Annotated in this window: 23 protein-coding genes and 3 tRNA genes; 11 read left to right on the top strand and 15 right to left on the bottom strand. The window is 70.6% G+C overall.

Translation table 11 applies throughout. From position 1 onward, the window contains the following. Positions 1-115 precede the first annotated feature (115 nt). Positions 116-1,189, bottom strand: coding sequence for a GTP-binding protein (locus tag FGD68_RS02330; RefSeq protein ID WP_119373373.1), 1,074 nt, complete (start codon positions 1,187-1,189; stop codon positions 116-118). 44 nt (positions 1,190-1,233) lie between these two features. Between FGD68_RS02330 and ykgO the strand changes: the two genes are divergently transcribed. Together ykgO and FGD68_RS02320 are read left to right on the top strand one after the other, a co-directional pair. Next, complete coding sequence (gene ykgO / locus FGD68_RS02325; RefSeq protein WP_011931244.1) at positions 1,234-1,356, top strand: type B 50S ribosomal protein L36; 123 nt, start codon at positions 1,234-1,236, stop codon at positions 1,354-1,356. Between the two features lie 26 nt (positions 1,357-1,382). Beyond that, positions 1,383-1,634 carry a hypothetical protein gene (locus tag FGD68_RS02320; RefSeq protein ID WP_182480942.1) on the top strand — a complete coding sequence of 84 codons (252 nt, stop codon included), beginning with the start codon at positions 1,383-1,385 and terminating at the stop codon, positions 1,632-1,634. 53 nt (positions 1,635-1,687) lie between these two features. Here the strand turns inward: FGD68_RS02320 and FGD68_RS02315 are convergent. Continuing rightward, positions 1,688-1,774, bottom strand: a tRNA-Leu gene (locus FGD68_RS02315). 199 nt (positions 1,775-1,973) lie between these two features. Between FGD68_RS02315 and FGD68_RS02310 the strand changes: the two genes are divergently transcribed. From FGD68_RS02310 to pknB, 7 genes are all read left to right on the top strand, one after another. Beyond that, on the top strand, positions 1,974-2,702 hold the full coding sequence (locus tag FGD68_RS02310) for an FhaA domain-containing protein (RefSeq protein ID WP_237609717.1): 729 nt from the start codon (positions 1,974-1,976) through the stop codon (positions 2,700-2,702). Further along, positions 2,702-3,289: an FHA domain-containing protein FhaB/FipA gene (locus FGD68_RS02305; RefSeq protein ID WP_104235743.1), complete on the top strand. Its 588-nt coding sequence runs from the start codon at positions 2,702-2,704 to the stop codon at positions 3,287-3,289. Before FGD68_RS02310 ends, FGD68_RS02305 begins: the two co-directional genes overlap by 1 nt. A 4-nt stretch (positions 3,290-3,293) precedes the next feature. Then, the gene (locus FGD68_RS02300; protein ID WP_104235744.1) at positions 3,294-4,556 is read left to right on the top strand and encodes a PP2C family protein-serine/threonine phosphatase; all 1,263 of its coding nucleotides are present in this window, start codon (positions 3,294-3,296) and stop codon (positions 4,554-4,556) included. Then, on the top strand, positions 4,549-5,946 hold the full coding sequence (locus tag FGD68_RS02295; RefSeq protein ID WP_119373212.1) for an FtsW/RodA/SpoVE family cell cycle protein: 1,398 nt from the start codon (positions 4,549-4,551) through the stop codon (positions 5,944-5,946). The genes FGD68_RS02300 and FGD68_RS02295 overlap by 8 nt, the downstream gene beginning before the upstream one ends. Next, positions 5,943-7,394 (top strand): peptidoglycan D,D-transpeptidase FtsI family protein, encoded by a 1,452-nt coding sequence (locus tag FGD68_RS02290; protein WP_119373213.1) that lies wholly within the window; start codon positions 5,943-5,945, stop codon positions 7,392-7,394. Before FGD68_RS02295 ends, FGD68_RS02290 begins: the two co-directional genes overlap by 4 nt. Then, entirely contained in the window at positions 7,391-9,304 is a 1,914-nt protein-coding gene (locus tag FGD68_RS02285; protein WP_237609716.1) for a serine/threonine protein kinase, read from the top strand. The genes FGD68_RS02290 and FGD68_RS02285 overlap by 4 nt, the downstream gene beginning before the upstream one ends. 134 nt (positions 9,305-9,438) lie before the next feature. Then, positions 9,439-11,187: a Stk1 family PASTA domain-containing Ser/Thr kinase gene (pknB, locus tag FGD68_RS02280; protein ID WP_119373415.1), complete on the top strand. Its 1,749-nt coding sequence runs from the start codon at positions 9,439-9,441 to the stop codon at positions 11,185-11,187. A 158-nt stretch (positions 11,188-11,345) separates the two neighbouring features. On the opposite strand, the gene FGD68_RS02275 is transcribed toward pknB, so the two are convergent. Genes FGD68_RS02275 through FGD68_RS02265 form a run of 3 tightly spaced genes read right to left on the bottom strand, consistent with a single transcriptional unit; the run spans position 11,346 to position 12,942 of the window. Next, positions 11,346-11,984 carry an anthranilate synthase component II gene (locus FGD68_RS02275; protein WP_119373414.1) on the bottom strand — a complete coding sequence of 213 codons (639 nt, stop codon included), beginning with the start codon at positions 11,982-11,984 and terminating at the stop codon, positions 11,346-11,348. Continuing rightward, positions 11,981-12,139 (bottom strand): hypothetical protein, encoded by a 159-nt coding sequence (locus FGD68_RS02270; protein ID WP_182480944.1) that lies wholly within the window; start codon positions 12,137-12,139, stop codon positions 11,981-11,983. Before FGD68_RS02270 ends, FGD68_RS02275 begins: the two co-directional genes overlap by 4 nt. 2 nt (positions 12,140-12,141) lie before the next feature. After that, entirely contained in the window at positions 12,142-12,942 is an 801-nt protein-coding gene (locus FGD68_RS02265; RefSeq protein WP_119373413.1) for a class E sortase, read from the bottom strand. A 105-nt stretch (positions 12,943-13,047) separates the two neighbouring features. Here FGD68_RS02265 and FGD68_RS02260 point away from each other — a divergent pair, with 105 nt between their 5' ends. Then, entirely contained in the window at positions 13,048-13,287 is a 240-nt protein-coding gene (locus tag FGD68_RS02260; protein WP_015488825.1) for a cell division protein CrgA, read from the top strand. Between the two features lie 392 nt (positions 13,288-13,679). Here FGD68_RS02260 and FGD68_RS02255 read toward each other — a convergent pair whose 3' ends face one another. Beyond that, on the bottom strand, positions 13,680-14,543 hold the full coding sequence (locus FGD68_RS02255; RefSeq protein ID WP_119372183.1) for a rhomboid family intramembrane serine protease: 864 nt from the start codon (positions 14,541-14,543) through the stop codon (positions 13,680-13,682). Continuing rightward, positions 14,543-15,082 (bottom strand): peptidylprolyl isomerase, encoded by a 540-nt coding sequence (locus FGD68_RS02250; protein ID WP_119372184.1) that lies wholly within the window; start codon positions 15,080-15,082, stop codon positions 14,543-14,545. Before FGD68_RS02250 ends, FGD68_RS02255 begins: the two co-directional genes overlap by 1 nt. 121 nt (positions 15,083-15,203) lie before the next feature. On the opposite strand from FGD68_RS02250, the gene FGD68_RS02245 reads away from it, so the two are divergent. Further along, complete coding sequence (locus FGD68_RS02245; protein ID WP_237609715.1) at positions 15,204-15,830, top strand: hypothetical protein; 627 nt, start codon at positions 15,204-15,206, stop codon at positions 15,828-15,830. A gap of 128 nt (positions 15,831-15,958) precedes the next feature. Here the strand turns inward: FGD68_RS02245 and FGD68_RS02240 are convergent. The 8 genes from FGD68_RS02240 to gnd all read right to left on the bottom strand — a co-directional run bounded on the left by FGD68_RS02240 (position 15,959) and on the right by gnd (position 24,260). Next, positions 15,959-16,031, bottom strand: a tRNA-Ala gene (locus tag FGD68_RS02240). An 80-nt stretch (positions 16,032-16,111) separates the two neighbouring features. Beyond that, positions 16,112-16,188, bottom strand: a tRNA-Ile gene (locus FGD68_RS02235). Between the two features lie 48 nt (positions 16,189-16,236). Then, positions 16,237-16,644: a DUF3566 domain-containing protein gene (locus tag FGD68_RS02230; protein ID WP_119372186.1), complete on the bottom strand. Its 408-nt coding sequence runs from the start codon at positions 16,642-16,644 to the stop codon at positions 16,237-16,239. Then, complete coding sequence (gene gyrA, locus FGD68_RS02225) at positions 16,637-19,324, bottom strand: DNA gyrase subunit A (protein ID WP_119372187.1); 2,688 nt, start codon at positions 19,322-19,324, stop codon at positions 16,637-16,639. The genes FGD68_RS02230 and gyrA overlap by 8 nt, the downstream gene beginning before the upstream one ends. Before the next feature lie 82 nt (positions 19,325-19,406). After that, entirely contained in the window at positions 19,407-21,452 is a 2,046-nt protein-coding gene (gyrB, locus tag FGD68_RS02220) for a DNA topoisomerase (ATP-hydrolyzing) subunit B (protein WP_119372188.1), read from the bottom strand. Positions 21,453-21,641: 189 nt separating this feature from the next. Then, positions 21,642-22,154: a DUF721 domain-containing protein gene (locus FGD68_RS02215; RefSeq protein ID WP_079533820.1), complete on the bottom strand. Its 513-nt coding sequence runs from the start codon at positions 22,152-22,154 to the stop codon at positions 21,642-21,644. Then, positions 22,151-23,365 (bottom strand): DNA replication/repair protein RecF, encoded by a 1,215-nt coding sequence (gene recF, locus FGD68_RS02210; RefSeq protein WP_119372189.1) that lies wholly within the window; start codon positions 23,363-23,365, stop codon positions 22,151-22,153. The genes FGD68_RS02215 and recF overlap by 4 nt, the downstream gene beginning before the upstream one ends. 7 nt (positions 23,366-23,372) lie before the next feature. Continuing rightward, complete coding sequence (gene gnd / locus FGD68_RS02205) at positions 23,373-24,260, bottom strand: phosphogluconate dehydrogenase (NAD(+)-dependent, decarboxylating) (protein WP_011931222.1); 888 nt, start codon at positions 24,258-24,260, stop codon at positions 23,373-23,375. Positions 24,261-24,267: the final 7 nt, after the last annotated feature.

Here is a 24,267-nt window from a genome sequence, read left to right as displayed (position 1 = left end):
GCAGTGACCAGGCGCGCGGATCCGCTCTCGGCTGGCCGTCACGGTCGCGGATCTCCGGGCGCGCCGCACAGACACCGCCGCCGCCCCGGGAGCAGACGCCGGCCGCGCGGCGCCGTCAGCCCGCATCCACCCGGGGGAACGGATCCGCGTACCCGACCCAGGCAGCCGGCCCCGCCGCGAGCTCCTCCCCCGTCAGCACGGCCCGGCCGATCGCCCGCCGCAGCACGGCCGGCCGCAGCCCCACGCCGAAGAACACGATCTCCGTGCCGTGCGGCGCGCCTTCCTGCCACGGGTCGATCCCGGTCGGCTGGAGCGTCAGCATGGATCCCACGCTCGACCACCCGCCCACCTCGCCCGGCCGCGACGCGAGCGACACGAAGCCCTTGGACCGCAGCACGAGGCCCGCGCGGTCGGGCCGCAGCTCCTCCTCCACGGCGAGCGCGAGCCGCTCGGGGTGCAGCGGTCGCGGTTCGCTCACGACGACGGATCCCACGGGCCCGTCCAGCCGGTCGATGTCGGCGGGACGGGACGCGACGCCCGCCGCCGTGAGCTCGCGCATCCACCCCGCCGACGCCGCGAGCCCCGCCACGTCGCCCCAGCGCGGCAGCCGGTCGAGCGCGAGGGGCCGGCGCGCGTCGAGCACGGCGGCCCGCGGCGCGAGCCGACGCACCAGAGCGAGCAGCGTGCCGCGCGACTCCAGCGGCACGCGCGCCATGCCGGTCAGCACCACGACGGTCGCGTACTCGACGAGGTCGGCGAGCGTCTCCGCCTCGTCGAACGCGTCCTCGATCCGGCCGAAGGCGATCGCCTGGAGCCGGTCGGCGGGCACGACCGAGACGACGTGGCGGAGCCCGAAGCCGGATCCCGCCCCGCCGAACGCCCGCTGCAGCTCGTGCTCGCGGCGCAGCAGCAGGTCGAGCTGCATGCCGGTCGCGCGCGCGTCGGCGGTCGCGGGGATCCCCACCACGGCCTCGACGCCCGGCCTGCGCTCCGCGAGGTCGTCGAGGAACCGCGCGATGGGCTCGACCGGATCCGCCTCCTCGGGCGGCAGCACGAGCAGCGTCCCGGCGACGTCGTCGACGGTGTCCCGCAGCACGGAGCGCAGGCCGGATCCCTCGCCCACCACGAGGACGACACCCGACGGCGGCTGCGGGTACACGGGAAGCGGGAGGTGGTCGCGAGCGGGCATGGCGCTAGTCTATTGAGAACCGTTCTCGTGAAAGGACCATCCCCATGAAGGTGCGCAACTCGATCAAAGCCCTGAAGAAGCTCCCCGGCGCGCAGGTCGTGCGCCGCCGCGGCCGCGTCTTCGTCATCAACAAGCAGAACCCGCGGAACAAGGCGCGGCAGGGCTGATCCGCCGCTCGGCCGGCCGCGCCAGGGTGCGCCACGAGTGGCGGCTCTGGATCCTCACGGTCGTCGCCTACGCGATCGCCTGCGCCCTGCTGCTCGCCGCCATCGCGTTCGTCGGCGACGCCGCGCGCACCCGGGCGCTCGAGGACTGGATCGCCCACCTCACGGTGCTCCTCGGCATCTGCACGCTCTGGGCGATCGCGTGGACCATCTGGCCGGGCCCGGAGCCCGCGAGCGAGGCCGAGCCGGCCACGGCCGCCTCCTCGACTGCCGGCCGCTGACCCGCCCCGACATGCGAGAAGGCCCCGGATCCCTCCGGGGCCTTCTGCTCTGCTGGTGCGCGAGGGGGGACTTGAACCCCCACGTCCTCACGGACACACGGACCTGAACCGTGCGCGTCTACCAATTCCGCCACTCGCGCCAACTGGACGACATTATCACGCCCCGAGGCCGATCCCGCGCCGCGGCCAGGCCGGACGGGCGCCTCCCCGGCCCGCCGGACGGCCCCGCGAGCGGCCGTCGCGCACCCGCCACGTGGCCGGTATCCAGGGCGGCGCCTCGCGAGTTGGCTACGATCTCCCTATTCATCCGCGGAAGGACCGCGCGAGGACGGATCACACGTGGGAATCCTGGACAACTTCGAGAAGGGCCTCGAGCGCGCCGTCAACGGCGCCTTCGTGAAGACCTTCAAGTCCGGACTGCAGCCCGTGGAGATCGCCGCGCAGCTGCGTCGCGAGCTCGACACCCACGCCGCCGTCGTCGACCGCGACCTCATCCTCGTGCCCAACTCCTTCACGCTCCGCGTCTCGCGGCCCGACGCCGAGCGCATGGCGGGCATCGGCACCACCCTCACCGACCAGCTGCGCCAGGCGGTCGAGAAGCACGCCGCATCGCAGGGCTACCAGTTCGCCGGCGTGGTGCAGGTCGGCTTCCGGGAGGACGACGCCATCTCCGAGGGCGTGCTCGAGATCGACAGCCGCACCGCCGAGGGCAGCGTCACGTGGATGCCCGTGGTCGACGTCGCCGGCACCCGCCACCCGCTCCCCGTGGGCCGCACGGTCATCGGCCGCGGCAGCGACGCCGACATCACGGTCGACGATCCCGGCACCTCGCGCCGCCACGTCGAGATCGCGTGGGACGGATCCCGCGCCCAGGTCCGCGACCTCGGCTCCACGAACGGCTCCGAGCTGAACGGCGCGCCCGTCACCAAGGCGCCGCTCCCGCCCGAGTCCGTCATCCGCATCGGCCGCACCGCCATCACCTTCCGCGTCGTGCCGCAGGCCACCGAGGAGCGCGGCGGACGCGGCACCCGGGGACAGCGCCACGACGACGGGTTCTGGGGAGCGTAATGACCGAGCTGACCCTCCTCGTCCTCCGCCTCGCGTTCCTCGCGGTGCTGTGGCTGTTCATCTTCGGCATCGTCTACGCGCTGCGCTCCGACCTGTTCGGCCAGCGCGTGCGGAAGCTCCGCGAGGAGACGGGCTCGGCGGGCGGATCCCCGTTCCCGCAGTCCCCGTACGCCTCGGCGGCCGCCGCCGCGCCGCCGAGGTCCCCGCAGCCCGGGCTGCAGCCGCCGCCCATCTCGTCGATGCCGTCCGGCGCCAACTCCGGCGCCGTCCCGTCCCGCGCCAAGGCCACCACCTCCACCGCCCGCCACCTCGTGATCACGTCGGGCGCCAAGGCCGGCACCGAGATCCCGCTCGGCACAGAGCCGCTCACCATCGGCCGCTCGAGCGAGTCGGGCCTCGTGATCCGCGACGACTACACGTCCACCCACCACGCGCGCCTGCTGCTCTGGAACGACGAGTGGATGATCCAGGACCTCGACTCGACCAACGGCACCTTCCTCGACGGCAAGCGCGTGAGCGTGCCGACGCAGGTGCCGCTCGACACGCCGATCCGCATCGGCGCGACCAGCTTCGAGCTCAGGCGGTAGCGGAGTGGCGACAGTGACGCAGGCCGCTGCCGTCTCCCACGTGGGCAAGGTCCGGTCGAACAACCAGGACTCGGGCTACGCGGGGCGGGACCTCTTCGTCGTCGCCGACGGCATGGGCGGGCACGCGGGCGGCGATGTCGCCTCCGCGGTCGCCCTCACGCGGATCATCGAGGCCGACAAGCCGTACGCCTCCGCACACGACGCCGAGTTCGCGCTGCAGGCGGGCCTCGTCGCAGCCAACCAGCTCCTCGCCGAGACCGTGTTCGAGCACTCCGAGCTCACCGGGATGGGCACCACCGTCAGCGCGCTCGCCCGCGTCGGCCGCCACGTCGCCATCGCCCACATCGGCGACTCGCGCATCTACCTCTTCCGCCGCGGCGAGCTCAGCCAGATCTCCGCCGACCACACCTTCGTGCAGCGCCTCGTCGACAGCGGTCGCATCACGCCGGAGGAGGCGCTCGTCCACCCCCGCCGCTCCGTCCTGATGCGCGTGCTCGGCGACGTCGACGCGGCGCCCGAGGTCGACACCCAGGTGCTCGACACGCACACGGGCGACCGCTGGCTGCTCTGCTCGGACGGCCTCAGCAGCTACGTCTCCGAGGAGCGGATCACCGAGATCCTCGCGACCGCAGGCACGCCCGACACCGTCGCCGACGCGCTCGTGAAGGAGTCGCTCGACCACGGCGCCCCCGACAACGTCACCGTCGTGGTCGTCGACGTGCTCGACGAGGACGACGAGACCGCCGCATCCCGCCCCGCGCCGGAGCCGGTCGTCGTGGGATCCGCGTCGCAGCCCCTCGCGTTCGGCGACGAGCCCGCGAAGCGCGCCGTCCGCATCCCGTCGCTGCTGCTGCACCCGCTGCGCGCCACCACGGCCGCGCGCGACGCGCAGTTCGAGCCGGAGTCGGACCAGTACCTCGAGGCCCTCATCGCGGAGGACAAGCGCCGCGCCCTCCGCCGCCGCGTCACGTGGCTGGTGGGCGTCGCGCTGATCCTCGCGGGCCTCGTCCTCGCGTGCGTCCTCGGCTACCGCTGGACGCAGTCCCGCTACTACGTGGGCGAGTCCGACGGCGTCGTCGCGGTCTACAACGGCGTGCAGCAGACCATCGGCCCGATCGAGCTCTCGCACGTCTACGCGCGCACCGAGGTGCAGGTCGACGACCTCCAGCCCTTCTACCGCCAGCAGGTGGAGCAGACCATCAACGCCGACTCGCTCGCGGGCGCCGAGGAGATCGTCAACCGGCTGCAGGAGGCCGCGGGTGGCTAGCGCGGGCGTGGCGGACGCGCCGGCGCGCCCCCGCGAGCGCGCGCCCAAGGTGCCGCGGCTCCACGTGCCCCGACGCCTCAGGAACCTCGAGCTCGCGCTGGTCGTGCTCGCCTCCGTCATCAACGGCGGCGCCCTGTACCTCGTGCAGCTCGGCGTGCTCGGCGCGTTCGACCAGAGCTTCTTCATCCCCGCCACCGGCCTCGCGGTCCTCGTGCTCGGCATGCACGTGGCGCTGCGCTGGCTCGCACCCGACGCGGATCCGTTCATCCTCCCCATCGCGACCGTGCTCAACGGCCTCGGGATCGCCGCGATCTACCGGCTCGACCTCGCCGCGGGGCTGTCCGGCTGGGACAGCGTGGCCGTGCGGCAGATCGTCTGGTCGGGCCTCGCCATCGTCTGCGGCCTCGCGGTCATCGTGCTGCTGAAGAACCACCGCGTGCTGCAGCGCTACCGCTACATCGCCATGTTCGTCGGCCTGATCCTGCTGCTCCTGCCGATGCTCCCTGTCCTCGGCCAGAACATCAACGGCGCCCGCGTCTGGATCCACATCGGCGGCTTCTCGTTCCAGCCCGGCGAGATCGCGAAGATCTGCCTGGCGATCTTCTTCGCCGGCTACCTCGTCACCGCCCGCGACAGCCTGTCGATGGTGGGCGTCAAGGTCCTCGGGATGCGCTTCCCGCGCATCCGCGACCTCGGCCCGATCCTCCTGGTCTGGGCCGTGTCGATGAGCGTGCTCGTCTTCCAGCGCGACCTCGGCACGTCGCTGCTCTACTTCGGCCTCTTCATCGTCATGACCTATGTGAGCACCGGCCGCATCGGCTGGGTCGTGCTCGGCCTCGTCCTGTTCCTCGGCGGCGCGTACGGCGCGAGCACCCTCGGCTACGTCGGCGGCCGCGTCGACGCGTGGCTGAACCCGTTCGACCCCGCGGTGTACGGCGCGAACGGCGGCAGCTACCAGCTGGTCACGGGCCTGTTCGGCATGGCGGACGGGGGCCTGTTCGGGCGCGGGCTCGGCGAGGGGATGCCCAACCTCACGCCGCTCGCCAACAGCGACTTCATCCTCGCGAGCCTCGGCGAGGAGCTCGGCCTCACGGGCGTCTTCGCGATCCTCGCGCTCTACCTGCTGCTCGTCTCCCGGGGCTTCCGCATCGGGTTCGCGGGCCAGGACGACTTCGGCAAGCTGCTCGGCATCGGCCTGTCGTTCGTCATCGCGCTGCAGGTCTTCATCGTCATCGGCGGCGTCACCCGCGTCATCCCGCTCACGGGCCTGACGACGCCGTTCATGGCGGCGGGCGGATCCTCGCTGCTGGCCAACTGGATCATCGCGGCCCTGCTCCTCCGCCTCTCCGACACCGTCCGCAACCAGCCCCGATTGGTGGTCGAGTCGTGAACCGCGAGCTCAAGCGGGTCTCCGTGTTCGTCCTGGCCATGTTCGTGGCCCTGTTCGTCGCGGCGTCGGTCATCCAGGTCATCTCCGCGCCCACGCTGCAGGCGGATCCGCGCAACAGCCGCACCATCATCGCCAGCTACTCGGCCGAGCGCGGCTCGATCCTCGTCGACGGCACCCCCATCGCCTCCTCGGTCCCGGTCGACGACCGCTACAAGTTCCTCCGCACCTATGCGCAGCCCGACCTCTACAGCGCGGTCACCGGCTACTACACGCTCGGCCAGGGATCCACCGGCCTGGAGGACTCCATGAACGACGTCCTCAGCGGCACGAGCGGCACGCAGTTCTTCGACAGCCTCACGCGCACCTTCACCGGGCAGGACCCGAAGGGCGCGTCGGTCGAGCTCACCATCGACCCGAAGGTGCAGCAGGCGGCGTACGACGCGCTCGGGCCGCTGCAGGGCTCCGTGGTCGCGATCGAGCCGAAGACCGGCCGCATCCTCGCGATGGTGTCGAAGCCCGGCTACGACCCGAACACCCTGGCCTCGCACGATCGCGAGGCCGTGCAGCAGAGCTACTCGTCGCTCCTCGCGGACGAGTCCAACCCGCTCATCAACCGCGCGGTGAACAGCCTCAACCCGCCCGGATCCACGTTCAAGCTCATCACCGCAGCCGCCGCCATCGAGTCCGGCCAGTACACCCCCGACTCGCTGCTCCCCAACCCGCCGACGTTCACGCTCCCCGGCACCGGCACGGTCATCACCAACGCCGGCGAGGGCGCGTGCGGCCCCGAGGCCGAGGTCAGCATCGCGACCGCGCTGCGCCTCAGCTGCAACATCCCGTTCGCGCAGCTCGGCATCGCGCTCGGCTCCGAGCGGATCGCGAAGATGGCCGAGGCGTTCGGCTACGGCAAGTCGATCGACGTGCCCATGGCGAGCGCGAAGAGCGTCTTCTCCCCCGACCTCGACGATGCCCAGACCGCGCAGTCCGCGTTCGGGCAGCTCGACGTGCGCGCCACCCCGCTGCAGACCGCCATGGTCACCGCCGGGATCGCGAACGGCGGCGAGGTCATGAAGCCGTCCGTCGTCGACAGCGTCCTCAACCCCGACCTGAGCGAGCTCTCCGGCTTCTCCCCCAGCCGCTTCGCCGACCCGATCTCGAAGGAGACCGCCGACACCATGACCCGGATGATGATCGACGACGTCCAGAGCGGCGTCGCGTCGAATGCGAGAATCAGTGGCGTCGACGTGGCCGGCAAGACGGGCACCGCCCAGAACGGCAGCGACGACCCGTACACGCTGTGGTTCACCGGCTTCGCGCCGGCGGCGGACCCGCAGGTGGCGGTCGCGGTCCTGGTCGAGGACGGCGGCGGACGAGGACGATCGGGCTCGGGGAACACCCTCGCCGCCCCCGTGGCGAAGAAAGTGATTGAGGCGGTGCTGGACAGATGAGACCCACGAGCGGACTGACCTTCGGAGGGCGTTACCAGCTGGGCGATCGCATCGCCATCGGCGGCATGGGCGAGGTCTGGGAGGCCACCGACCTCGTCATCGGGCGCAAGGTCGCGATCAAGATCCTCAAGGACGAGTACCTCGGCGACCCCGGGTTCCTCGAGCGCTTCCGCGCCGAGGCGCGCCACGCCGCGCTCGTCAACCACGAGGGCATCGCCAACGTCTTCGACTACGGCGAGGAGGACGGCAGCGCCTTCCTCGTGATGGAGCTGGTGCCCGGCGAGGCGCTCTCCACCATCCTCGAGCGCGAGCGCGTGCTGTCCACCGACAAGGTGCTCGACATCATCGCCCAGACCGCGCTGGCACTCCACGCCGCGCACCAGGCCGGGCTCGTCCACCGCGACATCAAGCCGGGCAACCTGCTCATCACCCCCGACGGCCGCGTGAAGATCACCGACTTCGGCATCGCGCGCATCGCCGACCAGGTGCCGCTCACCGCCACGGGCCAGGTCATGGGCACCGTCCAGTACCTCTCCCCCGAGCAGGCGAGCGGGCACCCGGCGTCCCCGTCGACCGACGTCTACTCGATGGGCATCGTCGCGTACGAGTGCCTGGCCGGCCGCCGCCCCTTCACGGGCGAGTCGCAGGTCGCCATCGCCATGGCCCAGATCAACGAGCTGCCGCCCGAGCTGCCGGTCACCGTCGCCGAGCCCGTGCGCAACCTCGTGATGTCGTGCATCGCGAAGAAGCCGGCCGACCGACCGCAGAGCGCCGCGCACCTCGCTCGCGCCGCGCAGGCGCTCCGCCGGGGCGACGTCGCCACCGCGACGATCGCGGTCGCGGCCGTCGCGGGTGCCGCCGCACTGGCGGATCCGGGCACGCCCACGCAGGCCACGCAGCTCATGCCGTCCGGCCGCCGCGCCGCCGACACGGGCGCGACAACGGTCCTGGCCTCGTCCGCGCCGCGCGCCGGCGCAGCCGACCCCTTCCTCCTCGACGACGCGGACGACGAGGAGCCCGAGGAGCCGCGCGCCCGCAAGCGCGCCATCTGGATCTTCGTGGTCGTCGCCCTGCTCGTGGTCGGCGCCATCATCGCCGGCCTCCTCGCCTACTTCGGCAGCCGGGACTCCGGCGCTCCGACCCCGGCGGCCACCGAGACGAGCGCATCCCCGTCGCCGAGCCCGTCGCCCACGCCGTCGCCCACGCCGTCCCCCACGGCGAGCACGGTGGATGTGAACCGGGACGACTACGTCGGCCGCGACCAGAAGACGGTCACGGCGGAGCTCACCGCCCTCGGCCTCAAGGTCACCGTCGTCACGGGCAGCGCCGCGCCGTCCGGCGAGGAGGAGGGTCGCGTCACCGCGATCACCCCCACCGGCACCGTCGCGAAGGGCGCCACGATCCAGATCACGGCCTACGGCCCGCCCACGCTGCCCACCGCAGCGCCCGGCACGCCCACGGTCACCCCGACGGACGTGCGCGCCGGTCAGACGGTGGACATCTCCTGGCCCGCCTACTCCTGCCCCGCCGGCCAGACGCTCAACGGGTACCAGGTCCAGGCGGACTCCGTCTCGCAGGGCGCCACCGGCACCTGGGGCGGCAGCACGAACCCGACGAACGCGCAGACCACGTCGGGCGAGATCAAGGTGGGCACCAACCCGGGCACGTTCACCGTCAAGTACCTCGCCATCTGCGGCACCAACGAGTCGCCGTACAGCAGCACCGTGACCGTCACCGTCGAGGCCGCCCCCGGCGGCACCGGCACGGGCGGCGGCGGCACAGGCGGTGGGACGGGTGGGACGGGCGGCACGGGCGGCGGCAACGGCGGCACCACCGGCATGGCGCCGACGCCCGCACCGGGTCGCTCGGACGAGCGCTCGCTCGTGTCCAGCTCCCACAGGAACCCCTGACCGGGCCCGACCGAGGGGGCGGGCGGCGGCACGCCGCCCGCCCCCGTCCGTGCGTCGCGGTGCCGCCCGGATCCCCAGCGGACCCCCGGTAAGCTCATCCCCGTTCGATTCCCGATCCCGACGAGAGGCAGTCCGTGACCGACACGCGTGTGCTGGGCGGCCGCTACGAGGTCGGGGCGCTGCTGGGTCGCGGGGGCATGGCCGACGTCTTCGAGGGCGTCGACTCCCGTCTCGGTCGCCGGGTCGCCGTGAAGGTGCTCCGCCGCGGCCTCGCCGAGGATCCCGCCTTCCGCAGCCGCTTCCGCCAAGAGGCCCAGGCGGCCGCGCGCATGTCGCACCCCACCATCGTGCGGGTCTTCGACGCAGGCGAGGACGTCATCACCGACCAGGACGGCGCGTCGCACACGGTCCCATTCATCGTCATGGAGCGGGTCGAGGGACGCCTCCTCAAGGACGTCATCACCGACGGCCCGCTCGACCCGGACGAGGCCGTCCGCGTCATGGGCCAGGTGCTCACCGCCCTCGAGTACTCGCACCGCGCGGGCGTCGTCCACCGCGACATCAAGCCCGGCAACATCATGGTCACGCCCACGGGCCAGGTGAAGGTCATGGACTTCGGCATCGCGCGAGCGGTGTCCGACACCTCGGCCACCATCGCGCAGACCACCGCCATCCTCGGCACCGCCCGCTACTTCTCCCCCGAGCAGGCCAAGGGCGAGTCGGTGGATGCGCGCACCGACCTCTACTCCGCCGGCGTCGTCCTCTTCGAGATGCTCACCGGCCAGGCGCCGTTCCGCGCCGACACGGCTGTCGCCGTCGCGTACCAGCACGTCAGCGAGACGCCCGTCGCGCCGAGCACCGTGCAGGACACCGTCTCCCCCCAGCTCGACCAGGTCGTCCTGCACGCCATGGCGAAGGACCGCTACGCGCGGTTCCAGACTGCGGGCGACTTCCGCACCGATCTCGATCGCGCCGCGGCGGGCACGCTCGCTCCCCGCGAGGCGCCGACCAACGACGTGGGTGCCACGCTCTTCGGAGCCCCCGCCGGCCCCTCCTCCTCCCAGCAGGCGCTCCGTCAGCTCGGCGTCGACGACGACCGCACCGTCCGAACCCAGAGCCGCCCGCCGGTCCCGTGGATCTGGGCGGGCGTCACCGTGGTCGTCGTGATCCTCATCGCCGTCGTCATCTGGGTCACCAGCCTCAGCAACATCGCGCCGCCCGACATCAGCCCCACCGTCCCCGACGTCACGGGCTCGACCTACGCGAGCGCGGCCGCGGCCCTCGAGGAGGCCGACCTCGTCCCCCTCGAACGCGAGGAGGCCAGCACATCGGTGGCGGAGGGCATCGTGCTGCGCACCAACCCGGACCCGGGCGAGAACGTCGCCGCCAAGACCGAGATCGACGTGTTCGTCTCCTCCGGCCCGCCGGAGGTCCAGGTCCCGAACGTCATGAACATGGACGAGGGCACCGCCACCGCCACCCTCGAGGCGGCGGGGCTCAAGGTGGGCGAGGTGGTCCGCCAGTCGTCGCCGACGGTCCCGGACGGCGTGGTCATGCAGACGGAGCCGGCATCCTCCCAGCAGGTCGACCAGGGCTCCGCGGTCAAGCTCATCCTGTCCAACGGCAAGGTCACCCTGCCGGACGTGCTCGGCCAGCCGCTCGTGGACGCGCAGAAGCTGCTCGAGGCGTCGGATCTCGTCGTCACCACCCGTCGCGACCCGTCCTGCGGCCGAGCAGACGGATCCCCGGTGAGCCAGCAGTCGGTCGCTCCCGGTGACGTCGCCCAGCGCTCGACGGTGGCCCTCACGTACTGCACGGGCGCGGTCCGCAGCACGCCGGCGCCCACCACGGGCACACCGAGCCCGGATCCCGCGCGCGGCTGACCCGCGCACCCGACACACCGCGCATCACGCAGCCCGACCCCGGTCGGGCGCCGCGGCGTCGCCCACCGCTCGGCACTCGCCAGCTCGGTCGACGAGAGCGCCAGCCAGGAGCGCGGGCACCCGGCGTCAGCGGCTGAGCGGCGTACCCGCCGGACGGCTCAGGCCACGCGGACAAGCGGCGACAGCCGCGATGCGGTGTCGCGAGCCCCGATGAGCCCGGCGCCCTCCAGCCAGTTGCCGAGCATGCGGTAGCCGCCCTCGGTCAGGACCGACTCCGGGTGGAACTGCACGCCGACGATGGGCGCAGCCTCGTGACGCAGGCCCATGATCACCCCGCCCTCGGTCCGCGATGTGACCACCAGGTCGGACGGGACCGTGCCGTCGACCACCGCGAGCGAGTGGTAGCGCGTGGCCGTGAACGGCTGCGGCACGCCGAGGTAGAACTCCCCGTCGTCATGCGTCACGAGCGAGGTCTTGCCGTGCATGAGCTCCTCAGCGTTGGTCACGGTGGCGCCGAACGCCTCCGCGATCGCCTGGTGCCCGAGGCAGACCCCGAGCAGCGGAGTCCCGGACGCGAGCGCCGCAGTCACCGTGTGGATGGAGACGCCGGCTTCGGAGGGCTTCCCCGGCCCCGGCGACACGAGCACCGCGTCGTACTCGGAGATGACCCCGGCCATGTCGGCATCGGCGTGGTCGTCGTTGCGCATCACCACGGTCTCGGCACCCAGCTGCTGCAGGTACCCGTTGAGCGTGTAGACGAAGCTGTCGTAGTTGTCGATGACGAGGACGCGTGTCACTGATGCACCGTGACTTCCTGGGTGTTGACGATGGAGTCGACCCAGGGGAAGACCCAGGTGACGAGGGAGAAGAGGACGGCCGCGAGCAGCACGACGACGATGAGCAGTCGGAGCCACACCGGGCCGGGCAGCACACGCCAGAAGGCCGCGTACACGCTCAGCCCGCCTTCGCGAACGACGTGCCGGCCAGCGCCGCGGGCGTGGTCGCATCCGAGCGCGGCTGCCAGGACTCGAAGACGCTGTACGCGACCACGCGCTCCGCGGCCGAGAAGAGCGGGTTGCAGCTCGTCATCGTGAGGATGCGGTCCCCTGGCTGCGCGTCCGGCGCCTGGGGCACCTCGTCGAGCACGTCGACTCCGGTGGGCTTCACGTACTCGAGTGTACGGAAGCGGTAGGTGTACCAGCCGTCCTGCGTCTCCACGACGATGGCATCCCCCACCCGCAGATCCGTGATCTGGTTGAAGGGCTTGCCGTAGGTGGTGCGGTGGGCGGCGACGGCGAAGTTGCCCACCTGGCCGGGCATCTGCGTCTCGCGGTAGTGCCCGATCTTGCCGAGGTTCAGCACGTTGCCGAGCCCGACGCCCGTCGCGACCGGCACCACGTAGTCGGCTCCGAAGCGCGGGATGTAGATGTTGCCGAAGTCGGTGGCGTCCGATGTGGGCGCGGTGGTGATGACGGGATCCCCCGGTGCCGCGGGCGTGGCGGCCGGGTCGGGAGAGGCCGCCGCGTCCGGCGCGGCCGTGGCCCAGCTCCGGCTGTTCTCCAGCGCCTGGTCGCGCTGGCCGCTGCTGACGACGATGTCGTTGAACCACAGCTGCCACCCCAGGAACAGCATGATGAGGACGCCGGCCGTGAGGAGGAGCTCGCCGAGGACGCCGACCGTGCCGAGGAGCGCATCGCCCCGCCGGCCGCGTCGCCGCGCCGCGCGGCGAGAGGGGGCGGGTTCCTGAGCGCTCATGTGCCGATTGTAGGTGGCCGGGATGTGCGGGACGCCGCCACCGGCGCCCCGTGGAGCCGGGCATCCTCCCGGCCCGGTGGAGGAGGGTACAGCTAGAATCACCGCATGGCCCGCGACAAGACGACGAGACCCTCCCGCCAGGAACGCGTGCGCGATGAGGACGCCCCGAACCCCGTGTGGTTCAAGCCCATCATGTTCGGGTTCATGCTCGTCGGGCTCGCGTGGCTCATCGTGTACTACGTCAGCCTCAACGCATTCCCCATCCCCGACCTCGGCGTCGGCAACATCCTCATCGGATTCGGCCTCATCCTGGTCGGCTTCCTCATGACCACCAGGTGGCGCTGACCCCAGCGCGATCACGAGAGCCCGTCACCATCCGCTGGTGACGGGCTCTTCTGCATCCGGCGCCGGGTGCCCCGGGGCCCCACGTTGTCCACAGAGGTCCTGTGCACAACCGTCCACACATGTGGAGAACCGCGCCGGGCGCACAATCGGATCCCGCCAGCACGACGGGTTACCCGTGGAAGCCCACGAGCGTCGCGATCCGCTCGGATTCGACATCGCACCGTATTGTCGGAGTCCGGCCCCCCTCGGCCGCTAATCACACGCGTGTAACTATCCCCACTGTGGACTGGCCTGTGGATAACCCGGCTGCTGCCCGCGGGCATGAGGATCCGCTGACGGCGGGAACGACGAACGCGCCGCCCCATCCAGGACGGCGCGCACGACGGGATCGATCAGACGGCGACGGGGAACACGGCGGCCGCGACGACGATGGCCACCGCGAGGCCCGCCAGGGTGCCGATCTGAGCACCCCGCTGGCGGGCGTCCCGCGTCCGCAGGAGGACGAGCGCCACGAGCGCTCCCGTCACCAGGCCGCCGACGTGGGCCTGCCAGGAGACACCCTGCACGACGAAGCCGAGCAGCAGGTTGATCACGATGATGCCGAGGAGAGGACCCACGTTGCCGCCCAGCTTGCGGGCGAGCACGAAGTAGCCGCCCATCAGCCCGAAGATCGCGCCGGAGGCGCCGACGACGGCTTGCAGCGGCTCGCCCATGGCGGAACCGATGACCTCGACGGCCAGGGATCCGCCGAGCGCCGAGATCAGGAAGAGGCCGAGGAAGCGGGCGCGGCCGAGCATGGGCTCGAGGACGCGGCCGAAGACGAATACCGACAGCATGTTGAAGACGATGTGGAGGATGCTGTCGGGCGAGTGCGTGAAGGCGCTCGTGAGCATGCGCCACGGTTCGTAGGCGCCGGAGGCGACGCTGCCGTAGACGGGGGCGAACCACAGCGACGTGGTCACGTATGCGCCGACGACGGGCAGCACCTGCAGGATCCAGACGACGGCGCAGACCGCCATGATCCCGTACGTCACGACGGGCGCGGAGCTCCGCGTCATCCGCGTGACGAAGGACGCCCGGGAACGGGGAGCGGTGCGACGCTGCTCCTTCATGTCCTCGGGGCAGATCACCCCGACGGCGGCCGGCGTCTGGCACTCGGGGCAGATGGTCCGCCCGCATCGCTGGCACAGCACGAAGCTCTGCCGGTCGGGGTGCCGGTAGCAGCGGTCGGCCGCCGTACGGGGTGAGTCGGTCATCAGACCTTCTCGACGGTGACGCTCTCGATCACGACGTCCTCGCGGGGACGGTCGCGGCCGTCGGTCGGGACCGCGTTGAGCGCGTCGACGACCTTCTTGGACGCCTCGTCGGCGACCTCGCCGAAGATCGTGTGCTTGCCCTGGAGCCAGGTGGTGGGCGCCGTGGTGATGAAGAACTGCGAGCCGTTCGTGCCGCGACCGCCCTGCGTGCCGGCGTTGGCCATGGCGAGGATGTAGGGCATGGAGAAGTCGAGGTCGCGGCTGATCTCGTCGTCGAACTGGTAGCCCGGTCCGCCGGTGCCCTGGCCGAGCGGGTCGCCGCCCTGGAGCATGAAGTCCTTGATGATGCGGTGGAAGACGACGCCGTCGTAGAGCGGGTCGGTCGACTTCTTGCCGGTCTGGGGGTGGGTCCACTCCTTCTCGCCCGTGGCGAGGCCGACGAAGTTCTCGACGGTCTGGGGCGCGTGGGACCCGAAGAGGTTGAGGACGATGGTGCCGTGGTTGGTCGTCATGGTGGCGACGTGAGTGTGCGCAGACATGGAGCAATGGTCTCATGGCGGAGCTGGGACTCGGGGGACGCACAGGGTCCGTCGTGTTTGCCCGCAGAGGCACCCGTGCCAGACTGAAGATCCTGGCGAAATCACACCGATGGAGGTCCCCTTGGGTCTGTCACGCAAGAACAAGAAGGAGTTGGCGAAGCTCCGCACCCACGCGGCCGCCGTCCTCAAGGAGCAGCGCGAGGTCCTCGACCGGGCCAACGTCGTCGTGGCCGAGGCCGCGCACACCGCCCGCAAGCTGTCCGACCAGCACGTCGTCCCCGCCGTCAAGCGCGGCGTCGACGACCACATCCGTCCCGGCTACGAGGCTGGCGCCGAGCGAGTGCGCACCGCGGCCGACTCCGCCTACAAGGGCTTCACCCACACGGTCCTCCCTGCCGTCGCCGGTGCAGCCGGATCCGCGGTCGCCGCCACCGAGGGCATCCGCAACAGCAAGCAGGTGAAGGACGCGGTCAAGAAGGCCGGCAAGGTCTCCTCCAAGGCGCAGGAGTTCGGCAAGCACTACGTCGACAACGGCCGCTCCTACGTGGGTCGATACGTCCCGCAGGTCGCTCCCGCGAAGAAGGGCCTCGGCTTCGGCGGTGTCGCCCTCATCGCGCTCGGCGTCGTCGTGGTCGGCGGCGTCGGCTACGCGCTGTACCAGACGTTCCGCGCGGACGACGACCTGTGGATCGCCGACGACGAGCCCGAGGCCGTCGACGCGATCGCGAAGGACCAGCCCGCGAGCTGATCACGGCTCCTCGGTCGCAGGTGCGATCCGCAGAAGGCCCGGACACCGAGAGGTGCCCGGGCCTTCGTCGTTCGACCGGGCGCGAGCGGAGCGCGAGGAGTGGAAGGCGCCCGGTGACGGGCGAGATGTGGAGTCACGGGGAATCGAACCCCGGACCTCCTGCTTGCAAAGCAGGCGCTCTACCAATTGAGCTATGACCCCGATCGGCGAGCCTCGGATCGCCGTGCGATCTACCGACTCGCTTCCCGCCATGCCCCCGGATCATGCGCATCCGGGGGTGTTGGTGGGGATACCAGGATTTGAACCTGGGACCTCTTCATTATCAGTGAAGCGCTCTAACCAACTGAGCTATATCCCCATCGGGCAGGTACACGTTACCGTACGCCTGCCCGTTTCTCCCAATCGGCTACGCGTTGGTGAAGCCGACGAGGACGCCGCCCGTGATGCGCACGCTCAGGTTGTAGAGCAGCGCGGCCACGGCGCCGAGCACGGTGCCGACGACGATGTTGAGCACGGCGACGACGATCGCGAAGCCGAGCACCTGGCCCAGGCCGAAGACATCCTGGAGGGAGAAGTCCGCGGATCCGGACACCTCCTGGAACAGCTGGTCGACCGTGCCGAACACGTTCGTGGTCTGCAGCACGACGTAGATGAGGAACGTCGCGACGACGGTGACGATGCCGAGCACCACGGAGAAGAGGAACGCGAGCTTCAGCGCCGACCAGAAGTCGACGTAGACGAGCTTGAGACGAACCTGCTTGGTGGTGGTGGCCCGCGACGACTTCTTCGCGAGCTTCTCGGCGACACTACTCATCAGGTGTTCCCTTTCCAGCAGCGGTACCGTCGGACGCGTCGGGCGCACCTTCGGGGACCACCAGGTTGCGTTCGGAGTTCTTGGCCAGTGAGATGATCCTGTCGTCGTCCGCGAACCGGGCGAACACGACACCCATGGTGTCGCGGCCCTTAGCCGGGACCTCGGCCACGACAGACCGTACCACCTTGCCGCTGGCGAGCACGACGAGGATCTCGTCCTCCTCGCCCACGATGAGCGCGCCGGCCAGGTCGCCTCGCGCGTCCTGCAGCTTGGCCACCTTGATGCCCATGCCGCCGCGGTTCTGCACGCGGTACTGGTCCGCGGCGGTGCGCTTCGCGAAGCCGCCCTCGGTGACGACGAACACGTATCCCTGCTCGCCGACCACGGATGCGCTGAGCAGCGTGTCGTCCCCGCGGAACGTCATGCCCTTCACGCCGGACGTGGATCGACCCATCGGACGGAGCGCCTGGTTGTCGGCGGAGAATCGCAGCGACATGCCCTTGCGGGACACGAGGAGCAGGTCGTCGTCCTCGTCCACGAGGAGCGCCGAGACGAGGGCGTCGCCGTCGCGGAGGTTGATCGCGATGATGCCGCCGGTGCGGTTCGTGTCGTACTCCGTGAGGGCCGTCTTCTTCATCAGGCCGTCGCGGGTGGCGAGCACGAGGTACTGCGCCACCTGGTAGTCGCGGATGTCGAGGACCTGCTGGATCTCCTCGTCCGGCTGCATGGCGAGCAGGTTCGCCACGTGCTGGCCCTTGGCGTCGCGGCCGGCCTCCTGCAGCTCGTACGCCTTGGCGCGGTAGACGCGGCCCTTGTCCGTGAGGAAGAGGAGCCAGTGGTGCGTGGTCGTGACGAAGAAGTGCTCGACCACGTCGTCCGCCCGGAGCTGCGCGCCGCGGACGCCCTTGCCGCCACGGTGCTGGCTGCGGTAGTTGTCGATGCGCGTGCGCTTGATGTACCCGCCGCGCGTGACCGTGACCACCATCTCCTCCTCGGGGATGAGGTCCTCCATGCTCATGTCGCCGTCGAAGCCGAGCATGATCTCCGTGCGCCGGTCGTCGCCGTACTTGTCGGTGATCTCCTGCAGCTCGGTGCTGATGATCTCGCGCTGCACGGTGGGCGTCGCCAGGATGTGCTTGTACTCGGCGATGCGCTGCTCGAGCTCGGCCGCCTGGTCCTGGATCTTCTGGCGCTCGAGCGCGGCGAGGCGTCGGAGCTGCATCTCGAGGATGGCGTTGGCCTGCAGCTCGTCGATGTCGAGCAGCCTCATCAGCCCGCTGCGCGCGACCTCGACCGTCTCCGAGCGGCGGATGAGCGCGATGACCTCGTCGAGCGCGTCGAGCGCCTTGAGGTAGCCGCGCAGGATGTGGGCACGGGCCTCGGCCTCGTTGAGCCGGTACTGCGTGCGGCGGACGATGACGTCGATCTGGTGGTCGACCCACGCGGAGATGAAGCCGTCGAGCGCGAGCGTGCGGGGGATCCCGTCGACGATCGCCAGCATGTTCGCGCCGAAGTTCTCCTGCAGCTGCGTGTGCTTGTAGAGGTTGTTCAGCACGACCTTCGCGACCGCGTCGCGCTTCAGCACGATGACGAGGCGCTGGCCGGTGCGACCCGAGGTCTCGTCGCGGATGTCGGCGACGCCGCCGAGCTTGCCGTCCTTCACGAGCTCGGCGATCTTGATCGCGAGGTTGTCGGGGTTCACCTGGTAGGGCAGCTCGGTGACGACGAGGCACACGCGGCCCTGGATCTCCTCGACCGCGACGACCGCGCGCATCGTGATGGATCCGCGGCCCGTGCGGTACGCCTCGAGGATGCCCTTGGTGCCGAGCACCTGGGCGCCCGTCGGGAAGTCGGGTCCCTTGATCCGCTCGAGGAGCGCCTCGAGGAGCTCCTCCCGGTTCGCGTCGGGGTGGGCGAGCAGCCACTGCGCGCCGGACGCGACCTCGCGGAGGTTGTGCGGCGGGATGTTGGTGGCCATGCCGACCGCGATGCCGACGGATCCGTTGACCAGCAGGTTCGGGAAGCGCGACGGGAGGATCTTCGGCTCGAGCGTGCGCCCGTCGTAGTTGTCCTGGAAGTCGACCGTGTCCTCGGTGATGTCCCGGACCATCTCCATGGCGAGCGGCGCCATCTTGGTCTCGGTGTACCGCGGGGCGGCGGCGCCGTCGTTGCCGGCGGAGCCGAAGTTGCCCTGACCGAGCGCGAGCGGGTAGCGCAGGCTCCACGGCTGGACGAGGCGCACCAGCGCGTCGTAGATGGACGAGTCGCCGTGCGGGTGGAACTGCCCCATGACCTCGCCGACCACGCGGGCCGACTTGAAGAAGGAGCGGTCGGGGCGGTAGCCGCCGTCGTACATGGCGTAGATCACGCGACGGTGCACGGGCTTGAGGCCGTCGCGCACCTCGGGGAGCGCGCGCTGCACGATGACGCTCATCGCGTAGTCGAGGAACGAGCGCTGCATCTCGAGCTGGAGGTCGACCTGCTCGATGCGGTCGTGCGTGACGACCACGGTGGCGTCGGGGTCGACGATCGCTCCGGGCAGCGAGTCGGACGAGGCGGCGGCCGATGACGCCGGCGTCACGCCCTCCTGGGGCAGGGCGTCGCCGGTCGACGAGGCCTGCTCGTCGTCCGGGGTCGCCCCCGTGCCCTGCTCGTCGTCCGGAGTGTTGTCGTCGGCCATGGAGGTCCCGTTCAGAGGTCGGTGGATCGTGGGGTCGGCATGGGGCGGCGGTCGGCATCTGGCCATGCCGCCGCCCGGTCGATCAGATGTCGAGGAACCTGACGTCCTTGGCGTTGCGCTGGATGAAGCTCCGGCGGGACTCGACGTCCTCGCCCATCAGCGTCGAGAACACCTCGTCGGCACCCGCGGCGTCGTCGAGCGTGACCTGCATGAGCGTGCGGGTCGCCGGATCCATGGTGGTCTCCCACAGCTCCTTGTAGTCCATCTCGCCGAGGCCCTTGTAGCGCTGGATGCCGTTGTCCTTCGGCATCTTCTTGCCGTTGGCCTGCCCGTGCACCAGCAGGGCATCGCGCTCGGCATCCGTGTAGACGTACTGGTGCTCCGCGTTCGACCACTTGAGCCGGTACAGCGGCGGCTGCGCCAGGTAGACGTAGCCGAGCTCGATGAGGGGCCGCATGTAGCGGAACAGCAGGGTGAGCAGCAGGGTCGTGATGTGCTGGCCGTCGACGTCCGCGTCGGCCATGAGCACGATCTTGTGGTACCTGACCTTCTCGGCGTTGAAGTCCTCGCCGATGCCCGCGCCGAACGCGGTGATCATCGACTGCACCTCGTTGTTCTGCAGCGCGCGGTCGAGCCGGGCCTTCTCGACGTTGAGGATCTTGCCCCGCAGCGGCAGGATCGCCTGCGTGGTGGGGTTGCGCCCCTGCACCGCGGATCCGCCGGCCGAGTCGCCCTCGACGAGGAACACCTCGCTGAGCGCCGGGTCCTTGCTCTGGCAGTCCTTGAGCTTGCCGGGCATGCCGCCCGACTCGAGCAGGCCCTTGCGCCGGGTCTGCTCGCGCGCCTTGCGGGCGGCGAGACGGGCCTGCGAGGCCTGCATCCCCTTGCGGATGATGTCCTTCGCCTGCGCGGGGTTCTTCTCCAGCCAGTCCCCCAGCTGCTGTCCGACGATGCGCTGGACGTAGGCCTTGGCCTCGGTGTTGCCGAGCTTGGTCTTGGTCTGGCCCTCGAACTGCGGTTCGCCGAGCTTCACCGAGATGACGGCGGTGAGGCCCTCGCGGACGTCGTCGCCCGTGAGGTTCTCGTCCTTCTCGCGGAGCAGCTTGTTCTCGCGCGCGTAGCGGTTGACGAGCGTGGTGAGCGCCGCGCGGAACCCCTCCTCGTGCGTGCCGCCCTCGTGCGTGTTGATGGTGTTCGCGTAGGTGTGGACGCTCTCCGTGTAGGAGGTGGTCCACTGCATCGCGACCTCGAGGCTGATCTTCTTGACCGTGTCCTCGGACTCGAAGGCGATGACGTCGGCGTTGACGACCTCGGTCTTCTTCGCCTTCACGAGGTGCTCCACGTAGTCGACGAGGCCCCGCTCGTAGAGGAACTTCTCGGTGCGGTGCTCGGCGCCGTCCACCTCGCGCTCGTCGTGCAGCGTGAGGGCGAGGCCCTTGTTGAGGAACGCCATCTGCTGGAAGCGCGCGCGGAGGGTGTCGTAGTCGAACTCGACGGTCTCGAAGATCTCGCGGCTCGGCCAGAAGGTGATCGTGGTGCCGGTCTCGGTGGATCCCTCGCCCTTCTGGAGCGGTGCGTCCGGCACGCCGATGGTGAAGCTCTGGCGCCATACGGCGCCCTGGCGGCGCACCTCGACGTCGAGGCGCTCGGACAGCGCGTTCACCACGGAGCTGCCGACACCGTGCAGGCCGCCGGACACCGCGTATCCGCCGCCGCCGAACTTGCCGCCAGCGTGCAGCTTGGTGAGGACGAGCTCGACCGTCGAGATGCCCTCGATCGGGTGGATGTCGACCGGGATACCGCGACCGTCGTCGACGACGCGGATGCCGCCGTCCTTGCGCATGGTGATCTGGATGTCGCTGGCGAACCCGGCGAGGGCCTCGTCGACGGAGTTGTCGACGATCTCGCTCACCAGGTGGTGCAGACCGCGCGGGCCGGTGGATCCGATGTACATGCCGGGGCGCTTCCGCACGGCCTCGAGGCCCTCGAGCACCTGGATCTCGTTGGCGCCGTAGTCGTTGCTGACCTGCTGGCGGGTGATGTGGTCGGAGTCGTTGTGCGTCTCCTCGACCTCCACCTCGTCGGGGGTGGAGTCGTCGGGGAGGTCCTGTGTGGCATCCGATGTCATGAAGTGGTGGCTCCTGCCGCGTCGACGCGCCCCTGCCCGACGGCGGACGCGCGCGGATCACGGGATGATCCGGGGACCGTCGTCCCTGGACTGCGGGCGACCCCTCATTCTATCGCAGTAGTAGGCTCCGCACCTCTCTATCCGGCCCGCTGAGGCGCTTTCGCGACGGGGGTGACCTGATTCGCCTCCCTAGCCGTAGGTATCGCGCGGGCCCCGCCCTGGGATCGACCTGGGACCCTTTTTCCAGGACGGGGCGTTCGGCCCCTGGAAGCGGATCGACCGGATGCCCGCGTCGGGGAAGCGCTCGGCGATGCGCGTCGTGATCTCCACGCGCATCAACCGCAGCTGAGTGGCCCACGCCGTCGACTCGCACTCGACGGTGAGGAGGCCGTCCTCGATCCCGACGGGGGACGAGTGCACGGCCGTCTCCTCGCCGGCGATGGTCGTCCACGCGGCCATGAGCTCGGCCTGCGACAGCGATGACGTCCAGCCCATCCGCGAGGTGAGCGAGTCCATCACGTTCCCGAGCGAGTCGGGATCCCGTCCGGGTTGGAACGGCGAGCTGCCGGCCTTCTGCTCGCGGCGCTTCCGCGCCGACGGCGAGCGGACGGACGCGTCGCCGAACACCTTGCGGAACCGGCGGTAGACCGCCACCGCCTCCGACTCGGGCATCGGACCGCCGTCAGGTGCGCGGGGGATCATGCCGCTCCCCCATCCTCGGCGTCGGATGCCGATGCAGGCGCCGGAGCGTCCACGATCTCCCCGGCCCGGATGTGCACGGCGTTCGCCGCCAGGTGCGCGGGCACGTCCTCGAACACGGCCGCGGTGATCAGCACCTGCTCGAAGCCGGTGACGGCCTCCGCCAGCCGCCCGCGTCTGGCCTGGTCGAGCTCGGCGAACACGTCGTCGAGGATCAGCACGGGATCCCCCGTCTGCGAGTCGCGTCGCAGCAGCTCCGCCGAGGCGAGCTTCAACGCGAGGGCGAACGACCACGACTCCCCGTGGCTGGCATAGCCCTTCGCGGGTAACCCGTTGAGCCGGAACAGCACGTCGTCCCGATGCGGGCCGACCAGGGTCAGGCCCCGCTCGAGCTCGCGTGGTCGCATCCGCGCGATGGCCGCGGCGAAGACCGGCACGACGTTCTCGGTCCGCGTGAAGCGGCCGCCATCGCGCCCGCCCGTCTCGTCCGCGACGTCATCCTCACCCGGGTCATCCGCGAGGATGCTCAGCTCCGGACTCGCGGAGGGCCCGTGGTCGGATCCCGCCACGGCAAGGTACGCGCGCGCCAGCTCCGGCTGCAGCGCCTCGACCAGGGCGCCGCGCGCTGCGATGATCTGCGATCCGATCGCGACGAGCCGCTCGTCCCAGATGTCGAGCGTCCCCAGCTGGTCGGCCTTCATCCCGCGCGCCCGCGCCGACTTCAGCAGCGTGTTGCGCTGCTTCAACGCCCGGTCGTAGTCCGACAGCACGCCAGCGAGCCGCGGCGTGCGCAGCACGAGCAGCTGGTCGAGCAGCCGGCGACGCCCCGACGGATCCCCGCGCACGAGGGCCAGGTCCTCGGGCGCGAACAGCACGCTCGAGAAGTACCGCGGCAGCTCGCGCGGCTTGGTCGGCGTGCTGTTGACCTGCGCGCGATTGGCCGAGGACCGGTTGATCTGCACCTCGACCCGGAGCTCTCGGCCCGCATGCTGCAGCAGCGCCCGGATCACCGCGGATTCGGCACCCTGCCGGATGAGGGCCTGGTCGGTGGAGACGCGGTGCGACCCGAGCGTGCTCAGGAAGCCCAGCGCCTCCACCAGGTTCGTCTTGCCCTGCCCGTTGCTCCCCACGAAGAGGGTGGCACCGGGCAGGAGCGCGACGTCCGCGCGAGTGTAGTTGCGGAAGTCACCCAGGAAGAGGTGACGGACGATCATCCGGTGGTCAGGACTTCTTCTGCACCGAGTGGCCGCCGAACTGGTTGCGCAGCGCCGCGACGGCCTTCATGGCCGGGGAGTCCTCCTGGCGGGAGGAGAAACGCGCGAAGATCGACGCGCTGATGGCGGGCATCGGGACGGCGTTGTCGAGCGCCTCCTCGATGGTCCACCGGCCCTCGCCCGAGTCCTGCACGAAGCCCTCGATGTCCTCGAAGCCCGGGTCCTCCTTGAGCGCCTTGACCAGGAGCTCGAGCAGCCAGGAGCGGACGACCGTGCCCCGCTGCCACGCCTCGAACGTGCCGGTGACGTCCTTGATGATGTCCTTGCGCGCCGCGAGGAGCTCGTAGCCCTCGGCGAACGACTGCATCATCGCGTACTCGATGCCGTTGTGGACCATCTTCGCGTAGTGCCCCGCGCCGGAGTCGCCGACGTGGACGAAGCCCTCCTCGCGGGGTCCCTCGGGACGCAGCGCGTCGAACACGGGCATCGCCCGCTGGACCTGCTCGACCGGACCGCCGACCATGAGGCCGTATCCGTTCTCGAGGCCCCACACGCCGCCCGAGACGCCGGCGTCGACGAAGTCGATCCCCTTCTCCGCGAGCAGTCCCGCATGCGCGAAGTCGTCGGTGAACTTGGAGTTGCCGCCGTCGATCACGAGGTCGCCCGGCTCCAGGATGCGGGCGAGGTCGCCCACGACGTTCTGGGTGACCTTGCCGGCCGGGACCATGACCCAGACGAGGCGCGGGGTGGGCAGCGCGGCGGCGAGGTCGTCGAGCGTGGCCACGTCAGAGACGTCGGGGTTCGTGTCGTAGCCGGTCACCTCGATGCCGTTCGCCTCGAGGCGCGCGCGCATGCGGGCACCCATCTTGCCGAGTCCAACGAGTCCGATGTGCATGTTCTCT

It is taken from the genome of Clavibacter californiensis (assembly GCF_021952865.1).
In the GTDB taxonomy this organism is placed as follows: Bacteria; Actinomycetota; Actinomycetes; order Actinomycetales; family Microbacteriaceae; genus Clavibacter; species Clavibacter californiensis.
Note: the sequence above shows the minus strand (reverse complement) of the source record. Positions and strands in the feature narration are given on the sequence as shown.